At 71.8% G+C, this 21,464-nt stretch carries 20 protein-coding genes; 14 read left to right on the forward strand and 6 right to left on the reverse strand.

What is annotated here, in order from left to right; all coding sequences use genetic code 11:
* The first annotated feature begins 130 nt into the window (after positions 1 to 130).
* Positions 131 to 1,576, forward strand: a complete 1,446-nt coding sequence (locus ABZ948_RS00805) for a GH1 family beta-glucosidase (RefSeq protein WP_359756018.1) — start codon at positions 131 to 133, stop codon at positions 1,574 to 1,576.
* 204 nt (positions 1,577 to 1,780) lie between these two features.
* Positions 1,781 to 2,341 (forward strand): peptidoglycan-binding domain-containing protein, encoded by a 561-nt coding sequence (locus ABZ948_RS00810; protein ID WP_359756020.1) that lies wholly within the window; start codon positions 1,781 to 1,783, stop codon positions 2,339 to 2,341.
* A gap of 90 nt (positions 2,342 to 2,431) precedes the next feature.
* Here ABZ948_RS00810 and ABZ948_RS00815 read toward each other — a convergent pair whose 3' ends face one another.
* Together ABZ948_RS00815 and ABZ948_RS00820 are read right to left on the reverse strand one after the other, a co-directional pair.
* Positions 2,432 to 3,193 (reverse strand): DUF899 family protein, encoded by a 762-nt coding sequence (locus ABZ948_RS00815; RefSeq protein ID WP_359756022.1) that lies wholly within the window; start codon positions 3,191 to 3,193, stop codon positions 2,432 to 2,434.
* A gap of 91 nt (positions 3,194 to 3,284) precedes the next feature.
* Positions 3,285 to 4,298: a helix-turn-helix transcriptional regulator gene (locus ABZ948_RS00820; RefSeq protein WP_359756024.1), complete on the reverse strand. Its 1,014-nt coding sequence runs from the start codon at positions 4,296 to 4,298 to the stop codon at positions 3,285 to 3,287.
* A gap of 96 nt (positions 4,299 to 4,394) precedes the next feature.
* On the opposite strand from ABZ948_RS00820, the gene ABZ948_RS00825 reads away from it, so the two are divergent.
* The 7 genes from ABZ948_RS00825 (at position 4,395) to ABZ948_RS00855 (ending at position 9,363) form a co-directional block, all read left to right on the forward strand.
* On the forward strand, positions 4,395 to 4,790 hold the full coding sequence (locus tag ABZ948_RS00825) for a RidA family protein (protein ID WP_359756115.1): 396 nt from the start codon (positions 4,395 to 4,397) through the stop codon (positions 4,788 to 4,790).
* Positions 4,791 to 4,875: 85 nt separating this feature from the next.
* The gene (locus ABZ948_RS00830; RefSeq protein WP_359756025.1) at positions 4,876 to 5,373 is read left to right on the forward strand and encodes a winged helix-turn-helix transcriptional regulator; all 498 of its coding nucleotides are present in this window, start codon (positions 4,876 to 4,878) and stop codon (positions 5,371 to 5,373) included.
* A gap of 114 nt (positions 5,374 to 5,487) precedes the next feature.
* Positions 5,488 to 6,012: an SRPBCC family protein gene (locus ABZ948_RS00835; protein ID WP_359756026.1), complete on the forward strand. Its 525-nt coding sequence runs from the start codon at positions 5,488 to 5,490 to the stop codon at positions 6,010 to 6,012.
* Positions 6,012 to 7,130 (forward strand): LLM class flavin-dependent oxidoreductase, encoded by a 1,119-nt coding sequence (locus tag ABZ948_RS00840; RefSeq protein ID WP_359756027.1) that lies wholly within the window; start codon positions 6,012 to 6,014, stop codon positions 7,128 to 7,130. Before ABZ948_RS00835 ends, ABZ948_RS00840 begins: the two co-directional genes overlap by 1 nt.
* Before the next feature lie 145 nt (positions 7,131 to 7,275).
* Positions 7,276 to 7,524 carry a hypothetical protein gene (locus ABZ948_RS00845; protein ID WP_359756029.1) on the forward strand — a complete coding sequence of 83 codons (249 nt, stop codon included), beginning with the start codon at positions 7,276 to 7,278 and terminating at the stop codon, positions 7,522 to 7,524.
* Positions 7,525 to 7,599: 75 nt separating this feature from the next.
* The gene (locus ABZ948_RS00850) at positions 7,600 to 8,439 is read left to right on the forward strand and encodes a DNA alkylation repair protein (protein ID WP_359756031.1); all 840 of its coding nucleotides are present in this window, start codon (positions 7,600 to 7,602) and stop codon (positions 8,437 to 8,439) included.
* Between the two features lie 45 nt (positions 8,440 to 8,484).
* The gene (locus ABZ948_RS00855) at positions 8,485 to 9,363 is read left to right on the forward strand and encodes a helix-turn-helix transcriptional regulator (RefSeq protein WP_359756032.1); all 879 of its coding nucleotides are present in this window, start codon (positions 8,485 to 8,487) and stop codon (positions 9,361 to 9,363) included.
* A 60-nt stretch (positions 9,364 to 9,423) separates the two neighbouring features.
* Here the strand turns inward: ABZ948_RS00855 and ABZ948_RS00860 are convergent, their stop codons facing one another.
* Positions 9,424 to 9,807 carry a VOC family protein gene (locus ABZ948_RS00860; RefSeq protein WP_359756033.1) on the reverse strand — a complete coding sequence of 128 codons (384 nt, stop codon included), beginning with the start codon at positions 9,805 to 9,807 and terminating at the stop codon, positions 9,424 to 9,426.
* A 147-nt stretch (positions 9,808 to 9,954) separates the two neighbouring features.
* Between ABZ948_RS00860 and ABZ948_RS00865 the strand changes: the two genes are divergently transcribed.
* The 4 genes from ABZ948_RS00865 to ABZ948_RS00880 all read left to right on the forward strand — a co-directional run bounded on the left by ABZ948_RS00865 (position 9,955) and on the right by ABZ948_RS00880 (position 17,133).
* Positions 9,955 to 10,821 (forward strand): GyrI-like domain-containing protein, encoded by an 867-nt coding sequence (locus ABZ948_RS00865; protein ID WP_359756035.1) that lies wholly within the window; start codon positions 9,955 to 9,957, stop codon positions 10,819 to 10,821.
* Positions 10,822 to 11,075: 254 nt separating this feature from the next.
* Positions 11,076 to 14,930: a Pls/PosA family non-ribosomal peptide synthetase gene (locus ABZ948_RS00870; RefSeq protein WP_359756036.1), complete on the forward strand. Its 3,855-nt coding sequence runs from the start codon at positions 11,076 to 11,078 to the stop codon at positions 14,928 to 14,930.
* Between the two features lie 77 nt (positions 14,931 to 15,007).
* On the forward strand, positions 15,008 to 16,351 hold the full coding sequence (locus ABZ948_RS00875) for a M1 family metallopeptidase (protein WP_359756038.1): 1,344 nt from the start codon (positions 15,008 to 15,010) through the stop codon (positions 16,349 to 16,351).
* A gap of 41 nt (positions 16,352 to 16,392) precedes the next feature.
* Positions 16,393 to 17,133 (forward strand): class I SAM-dependent methyltransferase, encoded by a 741-nt coding sequence (locus tag ABZ948_RS00880; protein WP_359756039.1) that lies wholly within the window; start codon positions 16,393 to 16,395, stop codon positions 17,131 to 17,133.
* Positions 17,134 to 17,178: 45 nt separating this feature from the next.
* Here ABZ948_RS00880 and ABZ948_RS00885 read toward each other — a convergent pair whose 3' ends face one another.
* Together ABZ948_RS00885 and ABZ948_RS00890 are read right to left on the reverse strand one after the other, a co-directional pair.
* Positions 17,179 to 18,303, reverse strand: a complete 1,125-nt coding sequence (locus ABZ948_RS00885; protein ID WP_359756041.1) for an alpha/beta hydrolase — start codon at positions 18,301 to 18,303, stop codon at positions 17,179 to 17,181.
* A gap of 209 nt (positions 18,304 to 18,512) precedes the next feature.
* Positions 18,513 to 19,112 carry a TetR/AcrR family transcriptional regulator gene (locus ABZ948_RS00890; RefSeq protein WP_359756116.1) on the reverse strand — a complete coding sequence of 200 codons (600 nt, stop codon included), beginning with the start codon at positions 19,110 to 19,112 and terminating at the stop codon, positions 18,513 to 18,515.
* 151 nt (positions 19,113 to 19,263) lie between these two features.
* On the opposite strand from ABZ948_RS00890, the gene ABZ948_RS00895 reads away from it, so the two are divergent.
* On the forward strand, positions 19,264 to 19,914 hold the full coding sequence (locus ABZ948_RS00895; protein WP_359756042.1) for a peroxiredoxin-like family protein: 651 nt from the start codon (positions 19,264 to 19,266) through the stop codon (positions 19,912 to 19,914).
* Between the two features lie 51 nt (positions 19,915 to 19,965).
* On the opposite strand, the gene ABZ948_RS00900 is transcribed toward ABZ948_RS00895, so the two are convergent.
* Complete coding sequence (locus ABZ948_RS00900) at positions 19,966 to 21,462, reverse strand: vanadium-dependent haloperoxidase (RefSeq protein WP_359756044.1); 1,497 nt, start codon at positions 21,460 to 21,462, stop codon at positions 19,966 to 19,968.
* Between the last annotated feature and the right edge of the window lie 2 nt (positions 21,463 to 21,464).

The raw sequence follows: 21,464 nt of genomic DNA on the forward strand, positions 1-21,464 counted from the left end.
GCTTGTTAACGTTAACATCACCGTTGTTCCGAGCAACGTCCGAGCGCGCGGAGCCATCGGCGCGCGGACTCCCGGCCGCAGGGCTGAAGGGCCGGCCCGGTCCGTCACGACTCACAGAGAGAAGCGGTGCATGCCGAAAGCCCAGGAACCCGTCGAGCCCATGACCTTCCCCGCGCACTTCGTCCTCGGTTCCGCGACGGCCGCCTACCAGATCGAAGGCGCCGCCGACGAGGACGGCCGCGGCCCCTCCATCTGGGACACGTTCTCCCGCACCCCGGGCCGGACGTGGAACGGCGACACCGGGGACGTGGCCGCCGACCACTACCACCGCCTCGACGAAGACCTCGACCTCATGGCCTCGCTGGGCCTGCGGGCGTACCGGTTCTCGATCGCCTGGCCGCGCATCCAGCCCACCGGCCGGGGCCCGGCCAACCCCAAGGGCCTGGACTTCTACAGCCGTCTGGTCGACGGCCTGCTCGACCGGGGCATCACCCCCGTGGCCACCCTCTACCACTGGGACCTGCCCCAGGCCCTCGAGGACGAGGGCGGCTGGACGAACCGCGCCACCGCCTTCGCCTTCGCCGACTACGCCCGTGTCGTCGGCGAGGCCCTCGGCGATCGCGTCGCCGTCTGGACCACCCTCAACGAGCCGTGGTGCTCCGCCTACCTCGGCTACGGATCCGGTGCCCACGCACCCGGCCGCACCGACGGGGCCGCGGCGCTGACGGCGGTGCACCATCTCAACCTCGCCCACGGCCTGGCGGTCGAGCAGCTCAGGACGGTCACCACCAACCAGCCGCAGTACTCCATCACCCTCAACTTCCATGTCCTCAGGGGCAGGGGCCACGGTGCCGAGGAGGCCGTGCGGCGCATCGACGCGCTGGCCAACCGTTCCTTCACCGACCCGCTGCTGCGCGGCCGTTACCCGCAGGACCTCATCGAGGACACCGCCGACGTCACCGACTGGGCGTTCGTCCAGGACGGCGATCTCGCCCGGATCCACCAGCCCCTGGACCTGCTCGGCGTCAACTACTACGCCACCACCGCCGTCCGCCTGTGGGACGGCACGACCCCGCGCCAGCAGCACGACGGCCACAAGGACGTGGGCGGCTCACCCTGGCCGGGCTCACCGAACGTCGAGTTCCTCGAACAGCCGGGCCCGCACACCGCCATGGGCTGGAACATCGACCCCGACGGCCTGGAGGAACTCCTCCTCGACCTCCACCGGCAGTTCCCGGGCCAGCCCCTCGTCATCACCGAGAACGGCGCGGCCTTCGACGACCAGGTCTCCGCCCGCCCGGACGGCACGTACGCCGTCCACGACCCCGAGCGCGTCGACTACCTCCACCGCCACCTCCGCGCCGCCCACCGGGCCCTCGCCGCGGGCGTCGACCTGCGCGGGTACTTCGTGTGGTCGCTGATGGACAACTTCGAATGGGGCTACGGGTACGCCAAGCGCTTCGGCATCGTCCACGTCGACTACGAGACCCAGCGCCGCACGCCGAAGGACAGCGCCCTGTGGTACCGGGAACTGGCCCGGACGGGCAGCATCCCGCCGCCCGCACTTCCACGATGACATCGTCCAGGCCCGAAAGGACTGGAGGGAAGGCACCCGGTTCGGGGGGGACGAGGGGTACGACGGCCGGCGGGGCGTGAGCGTGCTGTCCTTCTCGCGGTGCTTTCCGCACGGGCAATGGCCGGAATTCACTGGCGCTTTGGCGAAATATTCTGCGGCACTTGCTCGGTTTGTGGCCTGAAGAGGGCTAGGCGAAATATCAGAATGCATTTTCTCGAGATCCGCTCGCACCTTCCTGGCACGCTTGGGGCGGCGCAGACGGCCGTGGGGCGCAGTCACGCCGAAACTCTCACCGTCGACCGGAAAGAGGAAGAAATGCGATCTTCTCTGGCCAGGGTATTCGTCACCGCGGGTGCCGTCGTCGGCATCGCCGTCGGCTCTCTCGCGGGTGCGAGCGCGAGCGTGGCGGCCCCCCAGGCAGCCCATCCCGCGGTCAGCAGCGGACAGCTCTCCCCCCTCGCGGTGAACAACCTCGGCCTGAACACGGAACGGGCCAAGAACTGGCAGAGCTGCCTGAACGCCTGGGGCTTCAACGCCGGTACCGAGGACGGGCAGCTGGGCACCAACAGCTGGAAGGCGGCGCAGCGGATGCTCAACGCCTGGGGCTACAACGCCGGTACCGAGGACGGGATCGTCGGCCCCAACACGATCACGGCGCTGCAGAAGTTCTTGAACAACGTGGGCGAAAACGCCGGCACCCCGGACGGGATCGCCGGACCGCAGACCAGGGCCGCGTTCTGGAATTACAACGCCACGGGCTGCTGACAGCGGACCCCGCGCATCGCGTCGGGCCGGTCGAGCGGGGTGCTCGGCCGGCCCGGAAACGTCATCCGAAAGCGGCGCGGCGCCGCGGTTTCACGAGCAGCAGCCCGAGCCGCCGCCCGGGCCGGGCCGGACGCCGTGGAGGTCGTCGTCGTGCCCGGCCGCGATCCGTGCCCATTGCGCGGTCGGCCGTCCGTTCTCGCGGAACTGCGCGCCGGAGGGCTCGTACGGCTGTGGCCAGCCGGGCGGGGAGTCCTCCCAGGCCTCCTGCCGTCCGTAGACGGTCATGTCGAGGATGCCGTACGAGGGCGCCATGGGTTCGACGCCGCGTCCGGTGGTCCAGTACGTCTCGAAGACCCGGTCCTCGTCGCGGAGGTAGATCGCCTTCATGCCGAAGTGGCGGCCGGCGACGAGCCGTTCACGTGACGCGGCGGGGACGGAGTACCAGGGCATGTCCCAGCCCATGAAGCGGCGGTAGCGGTCGGACTCCTCGTACGGGCCCTGGCAGAAGACGGCGAAGGTGACGTCACGCTGGTGCAGGTAGGACAGTTCGAGGACCTGGCCGGTGAAGAACGTGCAGCCCTCGCACTGGTCGGCGGCGGCACGGCCGTCGTGCCACATGTGGTACGACACGAACAGCTGGGTGCGGCCCTCGAAGACGTCGATCAGGGGGACCTCTCCCTTGCCGCCGGTGAGCGGAGTCGACGGGTCCACCTCGGTCATGGGCAGCCGTCGCCGTGCGGCGGCGATCGCGTCGCCCTCGCGGGTGTGCGCCTTCTCCCGGACGCGCAGGGTGTCGATCGCGGCCAGCCACTCCCGACGGGAGACGACCGGCGGCTTGTTCTCATCAGTCATGTCCGTCTGACCCGGCGGCCCGCGAGAACTCATCGGTCATCGGTGGATCCCGGACCGGAGTGCCGCGCCTGCCGCGGCAACGGCGCGCCGGTCACGCGGGCTTGGCCGTCGGGGACGGCACCCGGGCCCGGCTGCCGGGGACAGCGCCGTACCGGGTGGCCAGCGCCGCGGCGCGGTCGCGCAGGATCGTGCGCAACGACTCCGGGGACAGGGCTTCCGCGTCCGTGCCGAGTTGCCACAGCGCCCACTCGGCGTGCCGCAGGTCCTGGAACGTCGCCTCCAGCCGCAGCCGTCCGTCCGCCTCGGGTTCCGCGGCGCGGACGGCCACGGCGGTGCTCAGCAGGTCTTCCCGCCGCTCGGGGGCCAGCCGGACCAGCACGGCGATATGGCCGCTGGACAGGAACCGCGCGCAGCGTTCCCGCCAGATCCGGTCCAGGTCGACCTGGCCCGGCCGCTGCGCCGGTTCGGGCAGTTCCTCCGCCGCCGACACCCGCGACAGACGGTAGGTGCGGTCGGCCCCCGACCTCGTGGCCAGCAGGTAGCCCCGGTCGCGTACGGTGACCAGGCCGATCGGGTCGACCGTGCGCCACCGCGGTGCCTGGTCCGCGGCCGCGTAGTGGATGCGCAGTCTGTGTCCGGCGAGCACCGCGCGCCGGATCTCGGTCATCGTCGTGCCGGGCACTTCCTCGGTGACCGTCCGGCGTGAGAGCAGGTCGGTCTCCGGCTCGACGAGGATCCGCCGAGCCCCGTCGCTCGCCGTGGCCCGATGGCTCTCGGGCAGGGCGTCGACCACCTTGCGCATGGCCGAGGCGAGCGCCGAGCCGAGGCCGAACGCCTGCTCGCCGCGCCCGGATCCGGCGGTCAGCAGGGCGAGGGCCTCGTCGTGGTTCAGTCCGGTGAGTTCCGTGCGGAAGCCGGGCAGCAGGGAGAACCCGCCGTGCCGGCCGCGTTCGGCGTAGACCGGGACGCCGGCCGCGGACAGCGCCTCGATGTCGCGCAGCACGGTACGGGTGGACACCTCCAGCTCGCGGGCCAGGGTGCCGGCGGTCAGCCGACCGCGCTGCCGCAGCAGCAGCACCAGCGAGACCAGCCGATCGGCGCGCATGCGGGGACCTTATCGAATACGTGACCGAGGGTGTCGTGATTCGTTGAAAGGCTCCTCGTACGTGATCCCGACGCAGCCAAGGGAGTTGCAGTGGCAGTGGAACGAACGGCGGTCAACCCGGTGTCGTGGTCGGTGGAGATGGGGTTCAACCAGGGTGAGGTCGTCTCCGGACACACCCGGACCCTGTACTGCTCCGGACAGACCGCGATGGACGGTGACGGCAGGCCCCGGCACGAGGGCGACATGGCCGCTCAGCTCGCGCTGAGCCTCGACAACCTGGAGGCCGTGCTCGGCGAGGCCGGCATGTCCCTCGCGAACCTCGTCCGGCTCAACGTCTACACCACCGACGTCGACCTGCTGTTCCCGCACTACGGGGTGCTGGCGTCACGGTTGGGCGCCGCCGGGGTGGCACCGGCCACCACGATGCTCGGGGTGACCCGGCTGGCGGTCCCCGGCCAGCTGGTCGAGCTGGAGGGGACCGCCGTCGCGTGAGGTGGCCCGACGCGCCTTGTGCGGTCACGCCTGCGGGGATCATCTGCTGGGTCTCTTTCCGAGACCGGCCCGTATGCTGGACCGCATGAGGCGTACCTCCTTCGCGCAGTGGCCGTGCTCGATCGCCCGCACCATGGACCTGCTGGGCGACTGGTGGACGCCGCTCGTACTCCGGGAGGCCGGCTACGGGATCAAGCGCTTCGACGAGTTCCAGGAGTCGCTCGGGATCGCGCGCAACACGCTGGCCGACCGGCTGCGGCGGCTCGTGGACGAGGGGCTGATGGAGAAGCGGCCCTACCAGACCGAGCCGGTGCGGTACGACTACGTCCTCACCGAGAAGGGGCGGGACTTCCACCAGGTGCTGCTGGCGATGAACCGGTGGGGGGACCGCTGGCTGGCCGGCGAGGAGGGCCCGCCGGTGGTGATCCACCACGACGTCTGCGGGCAGGAGAGCCACGCCGAGGTGGTGTGCGCCGCCTGCGGTGAGCCGATGACCGCCGACAACACCCGCGCCCGGCTGGGGCCGGGCTATCCGCCGCGCCTGGCCGAACGGCCGGATGTACAGGAGCGGTTCAACCGCTGAGTCGAGCGCCCCGGAGGCCGCGGCGCTTCTTGACAAGTGAGTCTTAATGAACAACTTTGGTGGTCAGGGGCGCATGTCCCGCAGATCTGTCGTACTGTGGAGGAGGGCCGGGCCGTGGAATGGACGGGCGCGCCCTATGCGGACAAGCCGACGGTCGAGGTGCCGATCTGGATCGCCGCCCCGCCGGAACGCGTGTGGGAACTGGTCTCCGACATCGGACTCATGCCGAGCCTGAGCCCCGAACTGCAGTCGGTGGAGTGGCTGGACGGGACGTCGCGACCCGCGGTCGGGGCCCGTTTCGTGGGCAGGAGCAGGCACGAGGCGCTGGGGGAGTGGGCCACCACGTCCCACGTCGTCGAGTACGAACCCCTCAGGACCTTCGCCTGGGCGGTCGAGGATCCCGGCCACCCCACGGCCGTCTGGCGCTTCACGCTCGAACCGCGGGACGGCGGCACGCTGCTGCGGGAGTGGATGCAGATGGGGCCGGCCCGTTCGGGCCTCTCCTTCGCCATCGACCGGATGCCGGAGAAGGAACAGAAGATCGTCTTCGTGCGCATGCGTGAGTTCGAGCGGAACATCGGCGCCACCCTGGAGGCGATCAGGAAGCTGGCCGAGGGCTGCGGAAAGGCGGGGGCGTGATGCGTACGTCGACCACGATCGAGGCGTCCACGGGCTGGCCGGAGACGGTGGAGTTCGTCACCGAGGCGGAGAAGCTCGGCATGGACATCTGCTGGGTGGCCGAGGCCTGGGGTGCCGAGGCGCCGTCACCGCTCGGGTACCTGGCCGCGCGCACGGAGCGCATGCTCCTCGGCTCCGCGATCATCCAGCTCGCCACCCGCACCCCGATGGCCATCGCCAGGGCGGCGATCACCCTGTCGAACATCTCCGAGGGGCGCTTCCTGCTGGGGCTGGGCCCTTCGGGGCCGCAGGTGATCGAAGGCCTGCACGGCGTGCCGTTCGCCCGGCCCCTGACGCGCATGCGGGAGACGGTGGAGGTCGTACGGCAGGCCGCCACGGGGGAGAAGATCTCCTACTCCGGGCGGGAGTTCCGGATCCCGCTGCCGGGCGGAGAGGGCAGGCCGATGCGGCTGTCGATGCGCGCCGAACACGACATCCCGATCCACCTGGCGACCCTCTCGCCCAAGATGCTGCGCCTGACCGGCGAGATCGCCGACGGCTGGCTCGGCACCAGCTTCGTGCCCGAAGGCGCCAAGGAGGCGTACTTCGACCACCTGGACGCCGGGCTCGCCGCCTCGGGGCGTTCACGCGCCGGCTTCGACGTCTGCCAGGGCGCCGAAGTGGCCTTCGCCGAGGACGAGGAGGCGCTGCGCGCGATGGTGGCCGGCCGCAAGAAGGAACTGGCGTTCAGCCTCGGCGGCATGGGCTCCGGCACCACGAACTTCTACAACGACGCCTACAGCCGCCAGGGTTGGGCCGAGACGGCGGCTCAGGTCCGGGACCGCTGGCAGTCCGGAGACCGCGACGGCGCGGCCGGTCTCGTCACCGACGACATGGTGCTGGCCACGACACTGATCGGCACCGAGGAGATGGTGCGGGCACGCCTGCGGGTGTGGCGCGACGCCGGGGTCGACACCGTCCGCCTCTACCCCGCCGGCGACACCCTGGACGCGCGCCTCACCACCCTCGGCCGGGCGATCGACCTGGTGCGCGACATGGAGCGTGAGGCGGAACGGCAGGCGGCAGCGGACGCACCCCCCGGCGAGACGGGCGGCACCTCGGGGCACCGGTACACCTGACCGGCGCGCCGCCGGGTCAGTGCCCCGGGGCCGTGATGATCAGGCCCTTGCCGTCGATCTTGCCGGTTGCCATGCTGAACCCCTGCTCCGCCGGGCGGGGAGTGCGGCCAGGACGGGACGCCCACGCACTGACGAGAGAGAGCACATGCCTTCCGCCGACGAACTCATCGGCCACCACACCGTTGACGGCCTCCTGCGCGCCATGCGGACGGCCGCCCCGGACGCCGACCTCACGGCACTGCGCGCAGCGCCACGGCAGATCGCCCCGCTGTCCCTCCGGGAACGCGCCGACCTGCTGCGGGACGCCCTGCTGGCCGACCTGCCCGACGGCTACGCCGCCCTGGCCGCGGCCGTACGTTCCGCCCGGGACAACGACCCGGACTTCACCGGATAGCTGATCTGGCCGGTCACCAGTGCGCTGGCCACCCGCGCGGTCCAGGAAGGCAGTACCGCGGCCTTCGACGATGCGATGGCGCTCCTCGCCGACCTCACCGGGCGTCTCACCTCCGAGTTCGCCCTCAGGACCCTGCTGCGCCACGACCTCGACCGGGCCCTCGGCGTCGTCAGCGGCTGGACCGGCTCGGCGGACGCCCACGTGCGCAGACTCGCCTCCGAAGGCACCCGCCCCTACCTGCCCTGGGCGGTACGGGTGCCGGACCTCATGGCCCGCCCCGGAGCGACCGTGCCCCTCCTCGACGCCCTCTACCGGGACGAGAGCGACTATGTACGCCGCTCGGTCGCCAACCACCTCAACGACCTCAGCCGCGACCACCCCGACCTCGTCATCGGCACGGCCCGCCGCTGGCTGGACGACCCCGACCGGGCCACCGAACGCCTCGTGCGCCACGGGCTGCGCACCCTCGTCAAGCGCGGCCATCCCGGCGCTCTGGAACTGCTCGGCTTCGCCGAGGCGGCCGTGGAGGTCGACGGACCTCATCTGGATCACCACACCGTTCCGTTCGGCGGCACCGTCCGGTTCACCGCCTCGATCCGCAACACCGGTGACACCGAGGCGCGCCTGGCGATCGACTACATCGTGCACCACCGCAAGGCCAACGGCGGCCAGAGCGGCAAGACCTTCAAACTCACCACCCGCACCCTCGCGCCGGGCGAGCAGGTCCAGGTGGCCCGGGAGCACTCCTTCCGCCCGGTCACGACCCGCCGCTACCACCCCGGAACACACTCGATCTCGCTGCAGATCAACGGCGTCGAATCAGCCCGCGCCGACTTCGAACTGGCCCGCCCGGACACCCCCGGGCGTAGTGCGACGACCCCGGCCCCGCGCCCGGGTCCCCGCCGTGAGGGGTAATGACAGGGACCCCCACCGGCCGTCCCGGCTCCCTACGCTGGAATCATGGACAATCGGGCCGAAGTCAGCGCATTCCTGAAGTCCCGCCGGGACAAGATCACGCCTGAGCAGGCGGGTCTGCCGGTGTACGGGCAGCGGCGGGTGCCCGGGCTGCGCCGCGGCGAGGTCGCGATGCTGGCGGGAGTCAGCGTCGAGTACTACACCCGCCTGGAACGGGGCAACCTCGGCGGAGTCTCCGACAGCGTCCTGGACGCGCTCGCCCGGACCCTGCGGCTGGACGACACCGAACGGGACCACTTGTACGATCTGGCCCGCCTGGCCAACAAGGGGCCCGCCCGGGGCCGGCACCGCCCCAGGAAGGTCACCGTACGGCCCAGCGTGCTGCGCATCATCGAGGGCCTGCACGACCAGCCGGCCTACGTGCGCAACAACCGCATGGACATCCTGGCGGCCAACCCCCTCGCCCGCGCCCTGCACTGCCAGGCGTTCGAGTACGAGCCGGTCAACCCCTGCCGGTTCGTCTTCCTGGACCCCCGGGCGCAGGTGTTCTACCGCGACTGGGAGCGCGTGGCCCGCGACGGGGTCGGGGTGCTGCGGGTCGCAGCCGCCAAGAACCCCTACGACCGCGAGCTGCACGACCTGATCGGTGAGCTGTCCACCCGCAGTGACGTCTTCCGCACCCTGTGGGGCGCGCACGACGTGCACGTCTACACCGAGGGGACCAAGCGGTTCCGGCACCCGGTGGTGGGCGATCTGGAACTGGTCCACGAGAGCCTCGGCCTGCCCGGCGACGACGGACTGTCCATCACCGTCTACAGCGCGGATCCCGGCACCCCGGCCGCGGACGCGCTCAAGCTCCTGGCCAGCTGGACCGCCACCCAGAACCAGGCCGAGGATGCCGCGCGGTCCGACACCGAGCACTGACGCCGGATGCGACCCGTTCCGCGGCCTGCCCTGCGCAGCACCACGGTCGCCCGCGCGGCGTCAGGAACGCGTCGCGGCCCGGTCGGACTCGCCGCGCAGGACGCAGAATTCATTGCCTTCCGGGTCGGCGAGGACCGCCCAGCCCGAGCCGTCGGGATTCCGGTGATCGGCGACGAAGGTGGCGCCGATGCCCAGCAGACGCTCCACCTCCTCGTCACGCGAGGTCTCGGGACGCAGACACAGGTGGATCCGGTTCTTGACCGTCTTCGGCTCGGGCACCTGGTTGAAGTAGAGCACGGGCCCCTCGGACAGCAGCACCTGAGTCTCCCGATCACCCGGCTCGGCGTCCGGATCCAGCGGCCGGCCGGTCACCCTGCTCCAGAACCGGGCCAGCTCGTAGGCATCCGCACAGTCGATCGCCACGTTCTGCACCACCGAAACCATGAGCGCCAGCCTCCCCGACTTCCCCGCCGGACGCCACCGGGTTGCCACGGCCGCCACCCCGCACCCGACCGGACCGGGCACAGGATGTCGGGTCCGGCAGGGCGGGTGCCGCGTAGCGTGCTGATCGCCGAAGGAAGGGGACCGGGCATGCTGGAGCGGCTGAACCAGGCCATGGACCACATCGAGGACCATCTCGACCAGGACCTCGACGTCGCCGAGCTGGCACGCGTCGCGGCCACCTCCGAGTACCACCTGCGACGGATGTTCTCGGCGCTCGCGGGCATGCCGCTGTCGGAGTACGTCCGCCGCCGGCGGCTCACCCTGGCGGGCGCCGAGGTACTCGCCGGACGCGAGACGCTGCTGGAGATCGCGGTGCGCTACGGCTACGGCTCCGGCGAGGCGTTCGCGCGGGCGTTCCGCGCCATGCACGGCATCGGACCGGGCGAGGCCCGCCGTACCGGCGCCGCGCTCAGCTCCCAGTCCCGGATGGCCTTCCGCCTCACCATCGAAGGGAGCAGCGACATGCGATACCGCGTCGTGGACAAGGCGGACTTCACCGTCGTCGGGTTCAGGGCCCGGGTACCGCTGGTGCACACGGGCCCGAACCAGGCGATCATCGACTTCGTCCGCGGGATCGACCCGCGGACCCGGGAACGCCTGGAGAAGCTGTCGGACCAGGAGCCGCACGGCATCCTCGCGGTCTGCGACGACCTGGACCCCAGCCGTGCCGAGGGCACCGAACTCGACTACCACCACGGCGTGATCACCTCAGCCGCCCCGCCCGAGGGCACGACCACGCTGGCCGTCCCGGCCGGTACCTGGGCGGTCTTCACGACCTCCGGTCCGGCGCCGCAGGCCATCCAGGAGCTGTGGCGGGACGTCTTCACCGAGTGGTTCCCGTCGAACCCGTACCGCAGCCGCACCGGCCCCGAGATCCTGCGCACCCGCCTGTCGCCGGGCACCGCCGAGGCCGACGCCGAACTGTGGCTCCCCGTGGAGCCCGAGCACGGCTGACGGAACGGCACTGAACTGCACGAAACGGCACGGTGTGGGGGAAGTCTCGCTCCCCGGAAGATCACCAGGTCAACGCCGGTCTGCCGGCCCCCTGTCACGGCCGGACGGCTCGTCCGGAGCGGCGTATCGAAGCGCCCAAATCCCCCTCGTACTAAGATTTCCGGCTTGTTGAGGAGCTGGACCGGACAACCCCAGGCAGACCTGCGGACCCGCCGGCGCCCCGGAGGCATCCGGGTTCGAGACGCGAGGACCGGATGGCAGCCATACACGAGGGCAGCGCTCTCGGCCTGCTCGACGAGGAGATCCGCGACAAGTTCGGCGACACGGCCCGCTTTTCCGGCGGCCCGGCGGCCTCCCCGCGCACGCTCGTCGACGTCTTCGAGGCGTCCGTGCGCTCGTACCCCGACGAGCCCGCCCTGGACGACGGCACGGCCGCCCTCACCTACCGTGCGCTGGCCGTCGAGGTCGAGCGGCTGCGGCGCAGGCTCGACGCGGCCGGGGTCGGGCTCGGGGACCGGGTGGGCGTACGCGTCCCGTCCGGCACCAACGCGCTCTACGTCGCGATCCTCGCCGTGCTCGCGGCCGGTGCCGCCTACGTCCCCGTCGACGCCGAGGACCCGGACGAGCGCGCCGAGTTGGTGTTCGGTGAGGCGGACGTACGGGCCGTCATCGGCGCCGGGCACGAGATCGTCGCGCACGGCACCTCCGGCACCGCCGCCGCGCGTCCCGGCGTCGAGCACGACGCGTGGATCATCTTCACGTCCGGGTCCACCGGCAGGCCCAAGGGCGTCGCCGTCTCGCACCGCAGCGCCGCCGCGTTCGTGGACGCCGAGGCCGCCCTGTTCCTCACCGAGGAGCCGATCGGGCCCGGGGACCGGGTCATGGCGGGGCTGTCGGTGGCGTTCGACGCCTCCTGCGAGGAGATGTGGCTCGCCTGGCGGTACGGCGCCTGTCTGGTGCCCGTGCCGCGGGCGCAGGTCAGGAGCGGTGCCGATCTCGGGCCGTGGCTCGTCGAGCAGGAGATCACGGTCGTGTCCACCGTGCCGACGCTGGCCGCGCTGTGGGAGCCCGAGACCCTCAACGACGTACGACTGCTGATCTTCGGCGGCGAGGCCTGCCCGCCCGAACTGGCCCAGCGGCTGGTCACCGAGGGGCGCGAGGTCTGGAACACCTACGGGCCGACCGAGGCGACCGTGGTGGCCTGCGCCTCGCTGATGACCGGCGAGGAGCCGATCAGGATCGGCCTGCCCCTGGACGGCTGGGAGCTGGCCGTCGTCGACGAGGCCGGAGAACCCGTACCGATGGGCGGCAGCGGCCAGTTGGTGATCGGCGGCGTCGGGCTCGCCCGCTACCTCGACGCCGAGAAGGACGCGGAGAAGTACGCGCCCCTTCAGTCCCTGGGCTGGCCGCGGGCGTACCGCAGCGGCGACCTCGTCAAGGCGGAGCCCGAGGGGCTGGTCTTCCTCGGGCGGGCCGACGAGCAGATCAAGCTCGGCGGGCGGCGCATCGAACTCGGCGAGGTGGACGCCGCGTTGCAGGCGCTGCCGGGAGTCGCCGGAGCCGCGGCCGCCGTACGGACCGCCCGCAGCGGCAACCAGCTGCTCGTCGGGTACGTCGTCACCCAGGACGGCTGGGACCACGCGGCGGCCGTCGGGAAACTCCGGGCCGAACTGCCCGCCGCGCTCGTGCCGTTGCTCGCGCCGGTCGACGAGCTGCCGACCCGCACCAGCGGCAAGGTGGACCGGGCCGCCCTGCCGTGGCCGCTGGAGGGGCTGGAGAGCGCCGGCCCGGTCGAGGAGCTGTACGGCACCGAGGCCTGGCTCGCCGAGCAGTGGAGCGAGGTGCTCGGCATTCCCGTGACCAGCGCGCGGGACGACTTCTTCGCGATCGGCGGCGGCAGCCTCGCCGCCGCCCAGCTCACCACGCGGCTGCGCACCCGTTACCCGAGCGCCGCCGTCCTGGACATCTACCAGCACCCCGGCCTGCGCAGACTGGCCCGGCGGCTGGAGGAGTCGGCGCAGGATGACGGGGCCGCACGGGTCGTCGCCCCCGTTCCGGTCCGCGCCCAGGCGATCCAGCTCCTCGCCCTGATCCCCCTGTTCACCCTGCTCGGACTGCGCTGGACCGTGGCGCTCGCCGCGCTCGGGAACCTGCTGCCCGCCTACTCCTGGCTGCCGACCGCCCCCTGGTGGCTCGTCGCGGCCTGCGCGGTGCTGCTGTTCAGCCCGCCCGGGCGGCTCGCCCTCGCGGCGGGCGGGGCGCGGCTGCTGCTGCGCGGCGTGCAGCCGGGCCGGTACCCGCGCGGCGGCAGCGTGCACCTGCGGCTGTGGGCCGCCGAACGGCTCGCGGAGTTGAGCGGGGCGACCTCGCTGACCGGGTCCTGGCTGGAGCGGTACGCGCGGGCGCTGGGCGCCAAGGTCGGCCCCGAGGTGGACCTGCACTCGCTGCCGCCGGTCACCGGCATGCTCAAACTGGGGCGGGGCGCGGCCGTCGAGTCCGAGGTGGACCTGTCCGGGTACTGGCTGGACGGCGACCGGCTGGAGATCGGCCCGGTCAAGGTCGGCGCGCACGCCGTCGTCGGCACGCGCAGCACGCTCTTCCCCGGCGCCCGGGTCGGCAAGCGGGCCGAGGTGGCGCCCGGTTCGGCGGTCACCGGCCAGATCCCCACCGGGCAGCGGTGGGCGGGCGCCCCCGCGGTCAAGCTGGGCAGGGCCAAGCGCAACCGGCCGAAACAACGGCCGGCGCGGGGCACGTCCTGGCGTGCGATGTACGGCGTGACGGGCTTCGCGCTGAGCGCCCTGCCGGTGCTCGCGGGCGGGGCGGCGCTCCTCGTGGCCCACGCCTTCATCACGCCGGACGTGACCGTGCGCGGTGTCGCGCTCGCCCTCGTTCCGGCGACGCTCGCCTACGGGCTGGCGTACGCCCTGCTGATCCTGATGGCCGTACGGCTGCTGAGTCTGGGGCTGCGCGAGGGCACGCACCCCACGCACAGCAGGATCGGCTGGCAGGCCTGGACGGTCACCCAGCTGATGGACCGCTCGCGGGAGACGCTGTTCCCGCTGTACGCCGGGCTGGCCACGCCGGTGTGGCTCAGGCTGCTCGGGATGCGGATCGGGCGGGGCGCCGAGGTGTCGACCGTGCTCGCCCTGCCCAGCCTCACCACGGTCGGCGAGGGCGCGTTCCTCGCCGACGACACGCTGACCGCGCCCTACGAGCTCGGCGGTGGCTGGATGCGGATCGGGCGGGCCGAGATCGGGCGGCGGGCCTTCCTCGGGAACTCGGGGATGACCGCGCCCGGCCGGTCCGTGCCCGACGGCGGCCTGGTCGGGGTGCTGTCGGCGACGCCGAAGAAGGCGAAGAAGGGCAGCTCCTACCTGGGGCTGCCGCCGGTCAGGCTGCCCCGCGCCGCGGCCGACGGCGACCGCAGCCGCACCTACGAACCGCCGGCCCGGCTGCTGTGGGCGCGCGCCCTCGTGGAGCTGTGCCGGATCGTGCCGGTGTGCTGCTCGGCGGGGCTGGCCGTGCTGACCGTGGCGGCGCTGTGCGCGCTGGGGGCCTGGGCGCCGCTGCTGTCGGGGCTCGTGCTGCTCGCGGCGGGAGCGGTCGCGGCCCTCGTGTCGATCGTCGCCAAGTGGACGCTCGTGGGGCGGCACCGCAGCGGGGAGCATCCCCTGTGGTCCGCCTTCGTGTGGCGCAACGAGCTGGCGGACACCTTCGTCGAGGTGCTCGCCGTGCCGTGGCTGGCCGGTGCGGTGCCGGGCACACCGGTGACGACGGCGTGGCTGCGCGGGCTCGGCGCGCGGATCGGCCGGGGCGTGTGGGTGGAGAGCTACTGGCTGCCGGAGACGGACCTGGTGACGCTCGGGGACGCGGCGACCGTGAACCGCGGCTGCGTGCTCCAGACGCACCTCTTCCACGACCGGATCTTGCGGACGGATACTGTGGTCCTCCGTGAGGGCGCGACGCTGGGTCCTGGCGGGATCGTCCTGCCCGGCAGCACGATCGGGGCCCGTACGACCCTGGGTCCCGCGTCGCTCGTCATGGCCGCGGAGTCCGTCCCCGACGACACCCGCTGGCTCGGCAACCCGATCGAGGCATGGCGCCCCTGAGCGCCGGCCACTCGGAGCCGGAGGACGACGGACCGGCGGACAGTGGCAGCGGCACAGCGCAGGGAGCACAGACGGCAGTGGCAGTCCAGCAGGTGGCGGGCGCGGACCCGTACTTCCCGGAGCACGGCGACCCCCGGTACCGGGTGCACCGGTACGAGCTCGCGCTGGACTACCGCCCGGCCCCGAACCGGCTGTCCGGGACGGCCCGCATCAACGCCATCGCGGGACGGGCACCGCTCACCGAGTTCGTGCTGAACCTGGCCGACTACAAGATCGGACGGGTGCGGGTCGACGGACGGCAGCCGCACTACACGCACCGCGGCGGCAGGCTGCGCGTCCGCCCCGCCAAGCCGGTCCGTGCCGGGGCGGCCTTCACGGTCGAGGTGAACTGGTCGGGCAACCCCGAGCCGGTCGACAGCCCCTGGGGCGGGCTCGGCTGGGAGGAACTGGAGGACGGGGCGCTGGTGGCCAGCCAGCCGATCGGGGCGCCGTCCTGGTACCCGTGCAACGACCGGCCCGCCGACAAGGCGTCGTACCAGATCTCCGTCACCACGCCGTCGGCGTACGCGGTGGTGGCGGGCGGACGGCTGCTGACCCGGACGACGAAGGCGAGCACGACCACCTGGGTGTACGAGCAGTCCGCGCCGACGTCGAGCTACCTGGTCGGGCTGGCGATCGGCAAGTACCAGACGGTGCTGCTGGGCGATCCGGGGCCGGGCGGCGTACCGCAGCACGGGCACATCCCGGCCCGTCTGCTGGGCGACTTCTCACGTGACTTCGCCCGCCAGCCGCAGATGATGGAGGTGTTCCAGGAGCTGTTCGGGCCGTACCCGTTCGACGAGTACGCGGTCGTGGTGACCGAGGAGGAACTCGATGTGCCCGTCGAGGCACAGGGGCTGTCGCTGTTCGGCGCCAACCACGTGGACGGGGCGCGGGGTTCGGAGCGGCTCGTGGCGCACGAGCTGGCGCACCAGTGGTTCGGCAACAGCGTGACCATCGCGGACTGGCGGCACATCTGGCTGAACGAGGGGTTCGCCAAGTACGCGGAGTGGCTGTGGTCGGAGCGCTCGGGCGGGCGTACCGCGCAGCAGCACGCGGCTGCCGCCCACCGGTCGCTGTCGTCGCTGCCGCAGGACCTGCGGCTGGCGGACCCGGGCCGCAAGTCGATGTTCGACGACCGGCTCTACGAACGCGGCGGGCTGGCCCTGCACGCGGTGCGCTGCGCGCTCGGCGACATCGCCTTCTTCCGCATGCTGCGCGGCTGGGGGCAACTGCACCGGGGCGGCACGGTGACGACCGCGGCCTTCGCCTCCCACGTGGCCCGCTTCGCGACCGAGCCGGTGGACGAGCTGGTGCGGGCGTGGGTGGAGGAGACGGCGCTGCCGCCGCTGCCCGGCGCCGGGACGCGGACGGCGGGCTAATCGTGTTGACCGCCCCCGGCAGGCAGTGCTGGAGTCGGCCCGTGGACAGCATCCCCGCCAACCGGCGGTTCTGGAACCGGATCAGCAGCGCCTACCAGCACGAGCACGACCCGCGCATCGGCGCCACACCCCGGCTGTGGGGCATGTACTCCATCCCCGACGCGCACCTGCGCGCCCTGGGCGACGTCACCGGCAAGCGCGTCCTCGAACTCGGCTGCGGCGCCGGCCAGTGGTCCAGGGCGCTCGCCGCCGAGGGCGCCACCGTGGTCGGGCTCGACCTGTCCGAAGCCCAACTCGCCGCAGCCACCCGCGCGATGGGAGCGGCCCGCTACCCCCTGGTGCAGGGCGCCGCCGAACAACTCCCCTTCGCCGCCGACAGCTTCGACCTGGTGTTCTGCGACTTCGGTGGGCTCAGCTGGGCACCGCCGCACCTGGCCGTGCCGCAGGCCGCACGCGTCTTGCGCCGAGGCGGGCGCCTGGTGTTCAACGTCGCCAGCCCCTGGTTCGAAGCGTGCTACGACGAGGCCGCCGCACGCGTGACCACGACGCTGCAACAGGACTACTTCGGGCTGCACACCATCGCCGAAGACGACGGCGCGACCAGCTATCAGCTCACCTACGGCGACTGGGTCAGGGTCCTGCGCGGCGCGGGGCTCGTCATCGACGACCTCATCGAGCCGCGGCCCGAACGCGGAACACCCAATGGCTACAACGAAACGGACCCACCCGACTGGGCACACCGCTGGCCGGCGGAACTGCTCTGGGTCACCCACAAACCGTAAGGCCTGTCCGGCTGATCATGGACGGGACCAAGGGCTCGCTTCCGGTCAGGCGAGGTTCTTGGTGAAGAACTCGTCGAGCCTGTCGAACGGGATGAGGTCCTTGCGGTCGTACAGGTCGACGTGGTCCGCGCCCGGGACGACCACGAGGTCGACGGCGTCGGGGGCCGTCTTCCGCACGTCCTCGGAGTAGTAGAGGGAGTGCGCGTCCGCGCCGGCCACCAGGAGGGCCTTGCGGGGCGCCAGCAGGTCGATGTTCGTCATCTGCCGGAAGGCGAAGAACGACATCGGCGTGGTCGCGGTCCACGCGGTCGTGGAGTTGATCGAGCGCGGGTGGTAGCCGCGTTCGGTGCGGTAGTAGTCGAAGAAGATCTTCGTGATCGGGTCGGCGTCCGCCGGGAGGGTCTTGGGCAGGACGCGGTTCGACGGAGCGACATCGCCGTTCTCGTCGAAGGGCACCTCGTGGGATCCCCGCGCGAAGGTGCCCTTCTCGGCGTCGGTCCAGCGCTGCCGGCTGAGGTGGTCCACGACCTTCTGGCGCTGCTCACGCGTGTAGAAGTCCTCGTGGCCGCGGGACATGCTGCGCGACATGTCGTACATCGAGGCCGTGGCGACCGCCTTGATGCGGCTGTCCGCGGCCGCCGCGGTGAGCGCCATGCCGCTGAGACCGCAGATGGCCTGCACGCCGATCCGCTCACGGTCGACGAGCTTGTGCAGGCCGAGGAAGTCGACGGCGGCGCTGAAGTCCTCGGTGTAGACGTCGGGCGAGCCCACGTCGCGCACCGTGCCGCCGCTCTCCCCGGTGAAGGACGGGTCGAAGGCGAGGGCGACGTAGCCGCGGCGGGCGAACTCGTTGGCGTAGAGCCCCGAGGACTGTTCCTTGACCGCGCCGAACGGGCCGCTGAGCGCCAGGGCGGGCAGCCTGCCCCGGGCGTTCCTCGGCACGTAGAGGTCCCCGGCGACCTCGATGCCGTAGCGGTTCTTGAACCGTACCGAGGCCCGCTTGACGTTCTTGTCCAGTGCGAAGGTGTAGCCGCCCTTGGCCTCGCCCCGACCTGTGGCGCCCGCGGCGCGGCCGTTCTCCTCACCGAAGGCGGGCAGAGCCGCGAAGGAGGCGGCGGCGGTGGCGGCGCCGGTGCCGGCGATCAGTCCGAGTGCTGTGCGACGTTCCATGGAGTGGACCCCATATTCGATCGGTGGGAAAGGGGCGACGGTCGTTGCTGTCGTGACCGAGGCGCGATCCCAGGAAACCGCCTCTGCGTCAGGGGCGGCAGGTCGGGTTTATGGGGGGTACAAGCTCAACCCCCACCCCACGGGTGGGTTTTCAGCCTGTACGTTCTCGGCGGGGGCACGGAAGGGGAAAGGCCGCACCGTCGACGCCGCTACGCCGTCGCCCGGACGCCGATCGAGTCCAGGGCGGCGGTCACCGTCCTGCTCAGCGTCGCGGCATCCGCACCGGCACGGGAGCGCAGGTTGACGCCGTAGGCGAGCAGTGCCAGCAGCTCCGCGGCGGCTCCGGGATCGGCGCCGGGGGCGAGCTGTCCCTCGCGGCCGGCGGTGACGAGGGCGGCGTACATCGCCTCGCGCAGCTCGCGGTGGTGCTGGTCCAGGACGGCACGTACCTCGGGATCGCCGTTCTCAGCCCCGGCGTGCGCGTTGGAGACCATGCAGCCCCAACGGGCGTACTCACCCGAACAACGTGCTTCGATCAGGTTGCCGAAGAACTCGGAGATCGCGGGCAGGCCCCGCTCGTCCTCGGCCAGGCGCCGGAACATCGGCTGGGACCGCCGCTCCAGGTACCGGCGCAGCGCGGCGAGGTAGAGCTCCTGCTTACCGCCGAACGTGGCGTACAGGCTGGAACGGTTGAGTCCCGTGGCGGTCACCACGTCCTGGATCCCGGTCGAGGCCACGCCCTGCCGCCAGAACAGTCGCACCACGGTCTCCAAGGTGGCGTCCGGGTCGAAGTGCTTGATGTCCGGCATGGTCACCCCTGCCATCTTGAAATAGGGATTCCAAGATACTCTCCTTTCGCTTATCTTGGAACGACCGTTTCAAGATCTGCTCGCGGGTACCACTCGGGCGCTTCGTCGCGTCCGGTCGCGGTCCAGTCGCCCATCAGGAGGAGCGAGCACCATGACCACCCTCAACGCCGAACTGCGCACCTTCTACGCAGCACGTCAGCAGCAGATCCCCGCCGAGATCCGGGAGATCATGCGGCGGGCCGGCCGGGAACTCGCCGACTCCGGTCAGGCCGACCGCGCCCTGACCGTGGGCGGCAAGGCCCCACGCTTCAACCTCCCCTCCGCGACCGGGCAGACCCTGTCGCTGGACGCCCTGCTCGCCGAGGGCCCGGTGGTCCTGACCTTCTACCGCGGCGCCTGGTGCCCGTACTGCAACATCGCCCTGCGCCACCTCCAGCAGCACCACGGGGCGATCACCGCACGCGGCGCTCGCCTGGTGGCCGTCTCGCCGCAGATCCCCGACGAGTCCCTCACCCTGACCGAGAAGCACGACCTCGCCTTCGACGTCCTCAGCGACCTCGGCTCCGACACCGCCAAGCAGTACGGCCTCGCCTTCGACCTCCCCGACGACCTCGCCGCCGTCTACGACAAGCTCGGCTTCGACCTCCAGCGCGTCAACGCCGGCCACCCGCGCACCCTGCCGCTGCCGGCCAGCTACGTCATCGACCGCGACGGCGTGATCCGCTGGGCCTTCGTCTCCACCGACTACACCACCCGCGCCGAACCGGCCGACATCCTGCGGTCTCTCGACGCGCTGGGCTGATCGCCCGTCGGCCGCCTTCGCGGGCGTCCCGTGGCGGCGAGGTCCGAGGCGTCAGACGGTGATGGTGGTGCCGTCGAACCGGCTGAGGGTGAACACCGCCTGCTCCAGGGTGACTTCCTTGGCCTCGCGCAGCAGGCCGATGGCGATCTCCTCGCCCAGCCGCACCGCCTGGGTGAAGTCGGTGCGCCAGTGCACGCCGGCCATGTTGCGGCCGGTGGCGATGTTGGCGGCGACCTTGTCGAGCTCGCCGCCGACGGTGAGCCGGTCGGCGTCCGGGCCGGCGTAGGGCTCCAGGGCGGTGCCGTCGGTGCTGGGCACCACCGGGTCGGGCAGGACGTGCGACTCGTCGAACCACGCCTTGAGGATCGTCACGCACGCCCCCGCCACCGTGGCGTGTCCGGAGCCGTAGGCGGGGTGGGTGGGGCTGCCCTCGGGGAACGCCTGCGGCAGCAGGTAGCTGCCGTACTGCTCGAAGACCCGCTTCACCGCGACGGAGTCCAGCACCTCGGAGTCGATGGGGTACTCACGCTGTCCGCGCAGTTGCTGGTGGACCCGGCCGCCGAACTCCTCCGGCCGGAGCCGCCGGTGCACGTACCACTTCTGGAACCAGACCGCCTTCAGGGCACGGGTGGCGACCTCGGTGACGAGCGAGAGGATGTGGGGGCCGCCGTACGTGCCGAAGCCGATCTGGTTGCGGGAGAAGTTGTACGGATTGCCCGGGTCCACCGGCGCGTTCGCGCCGAGCAGGATGAGTGCGGCGTTGAGGTACGCCTCGTACAGCGCGTCGAAGTGGACGTAGTGCGCCAGGTCGCGGGGCGTCTGGATGTAGCGCCGCCGGGTGAAGTCACGCTCGTCCGGCTCGGGCTCGGACCCGTTCTGCACCTCCAGCCAGTCGCCCCAGGTGGTCAGGTGGTCCACCGGGCGGACCAGGGTGTCCTGGCGCTGCGGGATCAGCAGCGTGCCGTACGGGATGTCCTTGAGCAGGAACTGCGAGACGTACGGCCCGGCCAGGTCGCCCCGGGTGTCGCCGCGGAAGACGGTCTGGGGCGTGACCCGGCCGTTCTGCTTGGGCGCCCGGAAGTCCGACAGGCCGCTGAGTTCGGTGGCCGCCTCGGCGACCAGTTCGCTGTCGCCGAACCGGGTGAACAGCACGTCACGGCACAGGGCCATCCAGTACAGCTCGACCGCCTCGGCGGAATGCTCCGCGCTGTCGATGCGCGGTGCCGGTGCGATGGTCAGCGCCTGGGCGTCCGGGCCCTGGAGGTCGAAGGAGGCGCCGGCCTGCGGGTTGACCAGCTTGCGCTTGTCGCCGAGCGGGATCCGCTCGAAGTCCTCGTAACTGCCGGTGGCCAGCGCGCGGCGCAGCAGGTGGTAGGCGGCCGGGTCGACCTCGCCGAACTTGTTGTGCGGCAGGGCCTTGGAGTAGTTGGCCACGAACGGGTGGTCCGACTCCTCCCCGTTGGCGGCCGGTAACGCGATGTCGCGCTCGAACTCGACCTCGGCGGCCCGGGTCCGTGCCTCGCGCGCGGCAAATCGACGATCGCTCATGT

The organism is Streptomyces olindensis, assembly GCF_040645895.1.
GTDB lineage: Bacteria > Actinomycetota > Actinomycetes > Streptomycetales > Streptomycetaceae > Streptomyces > Streptomyces olindensis.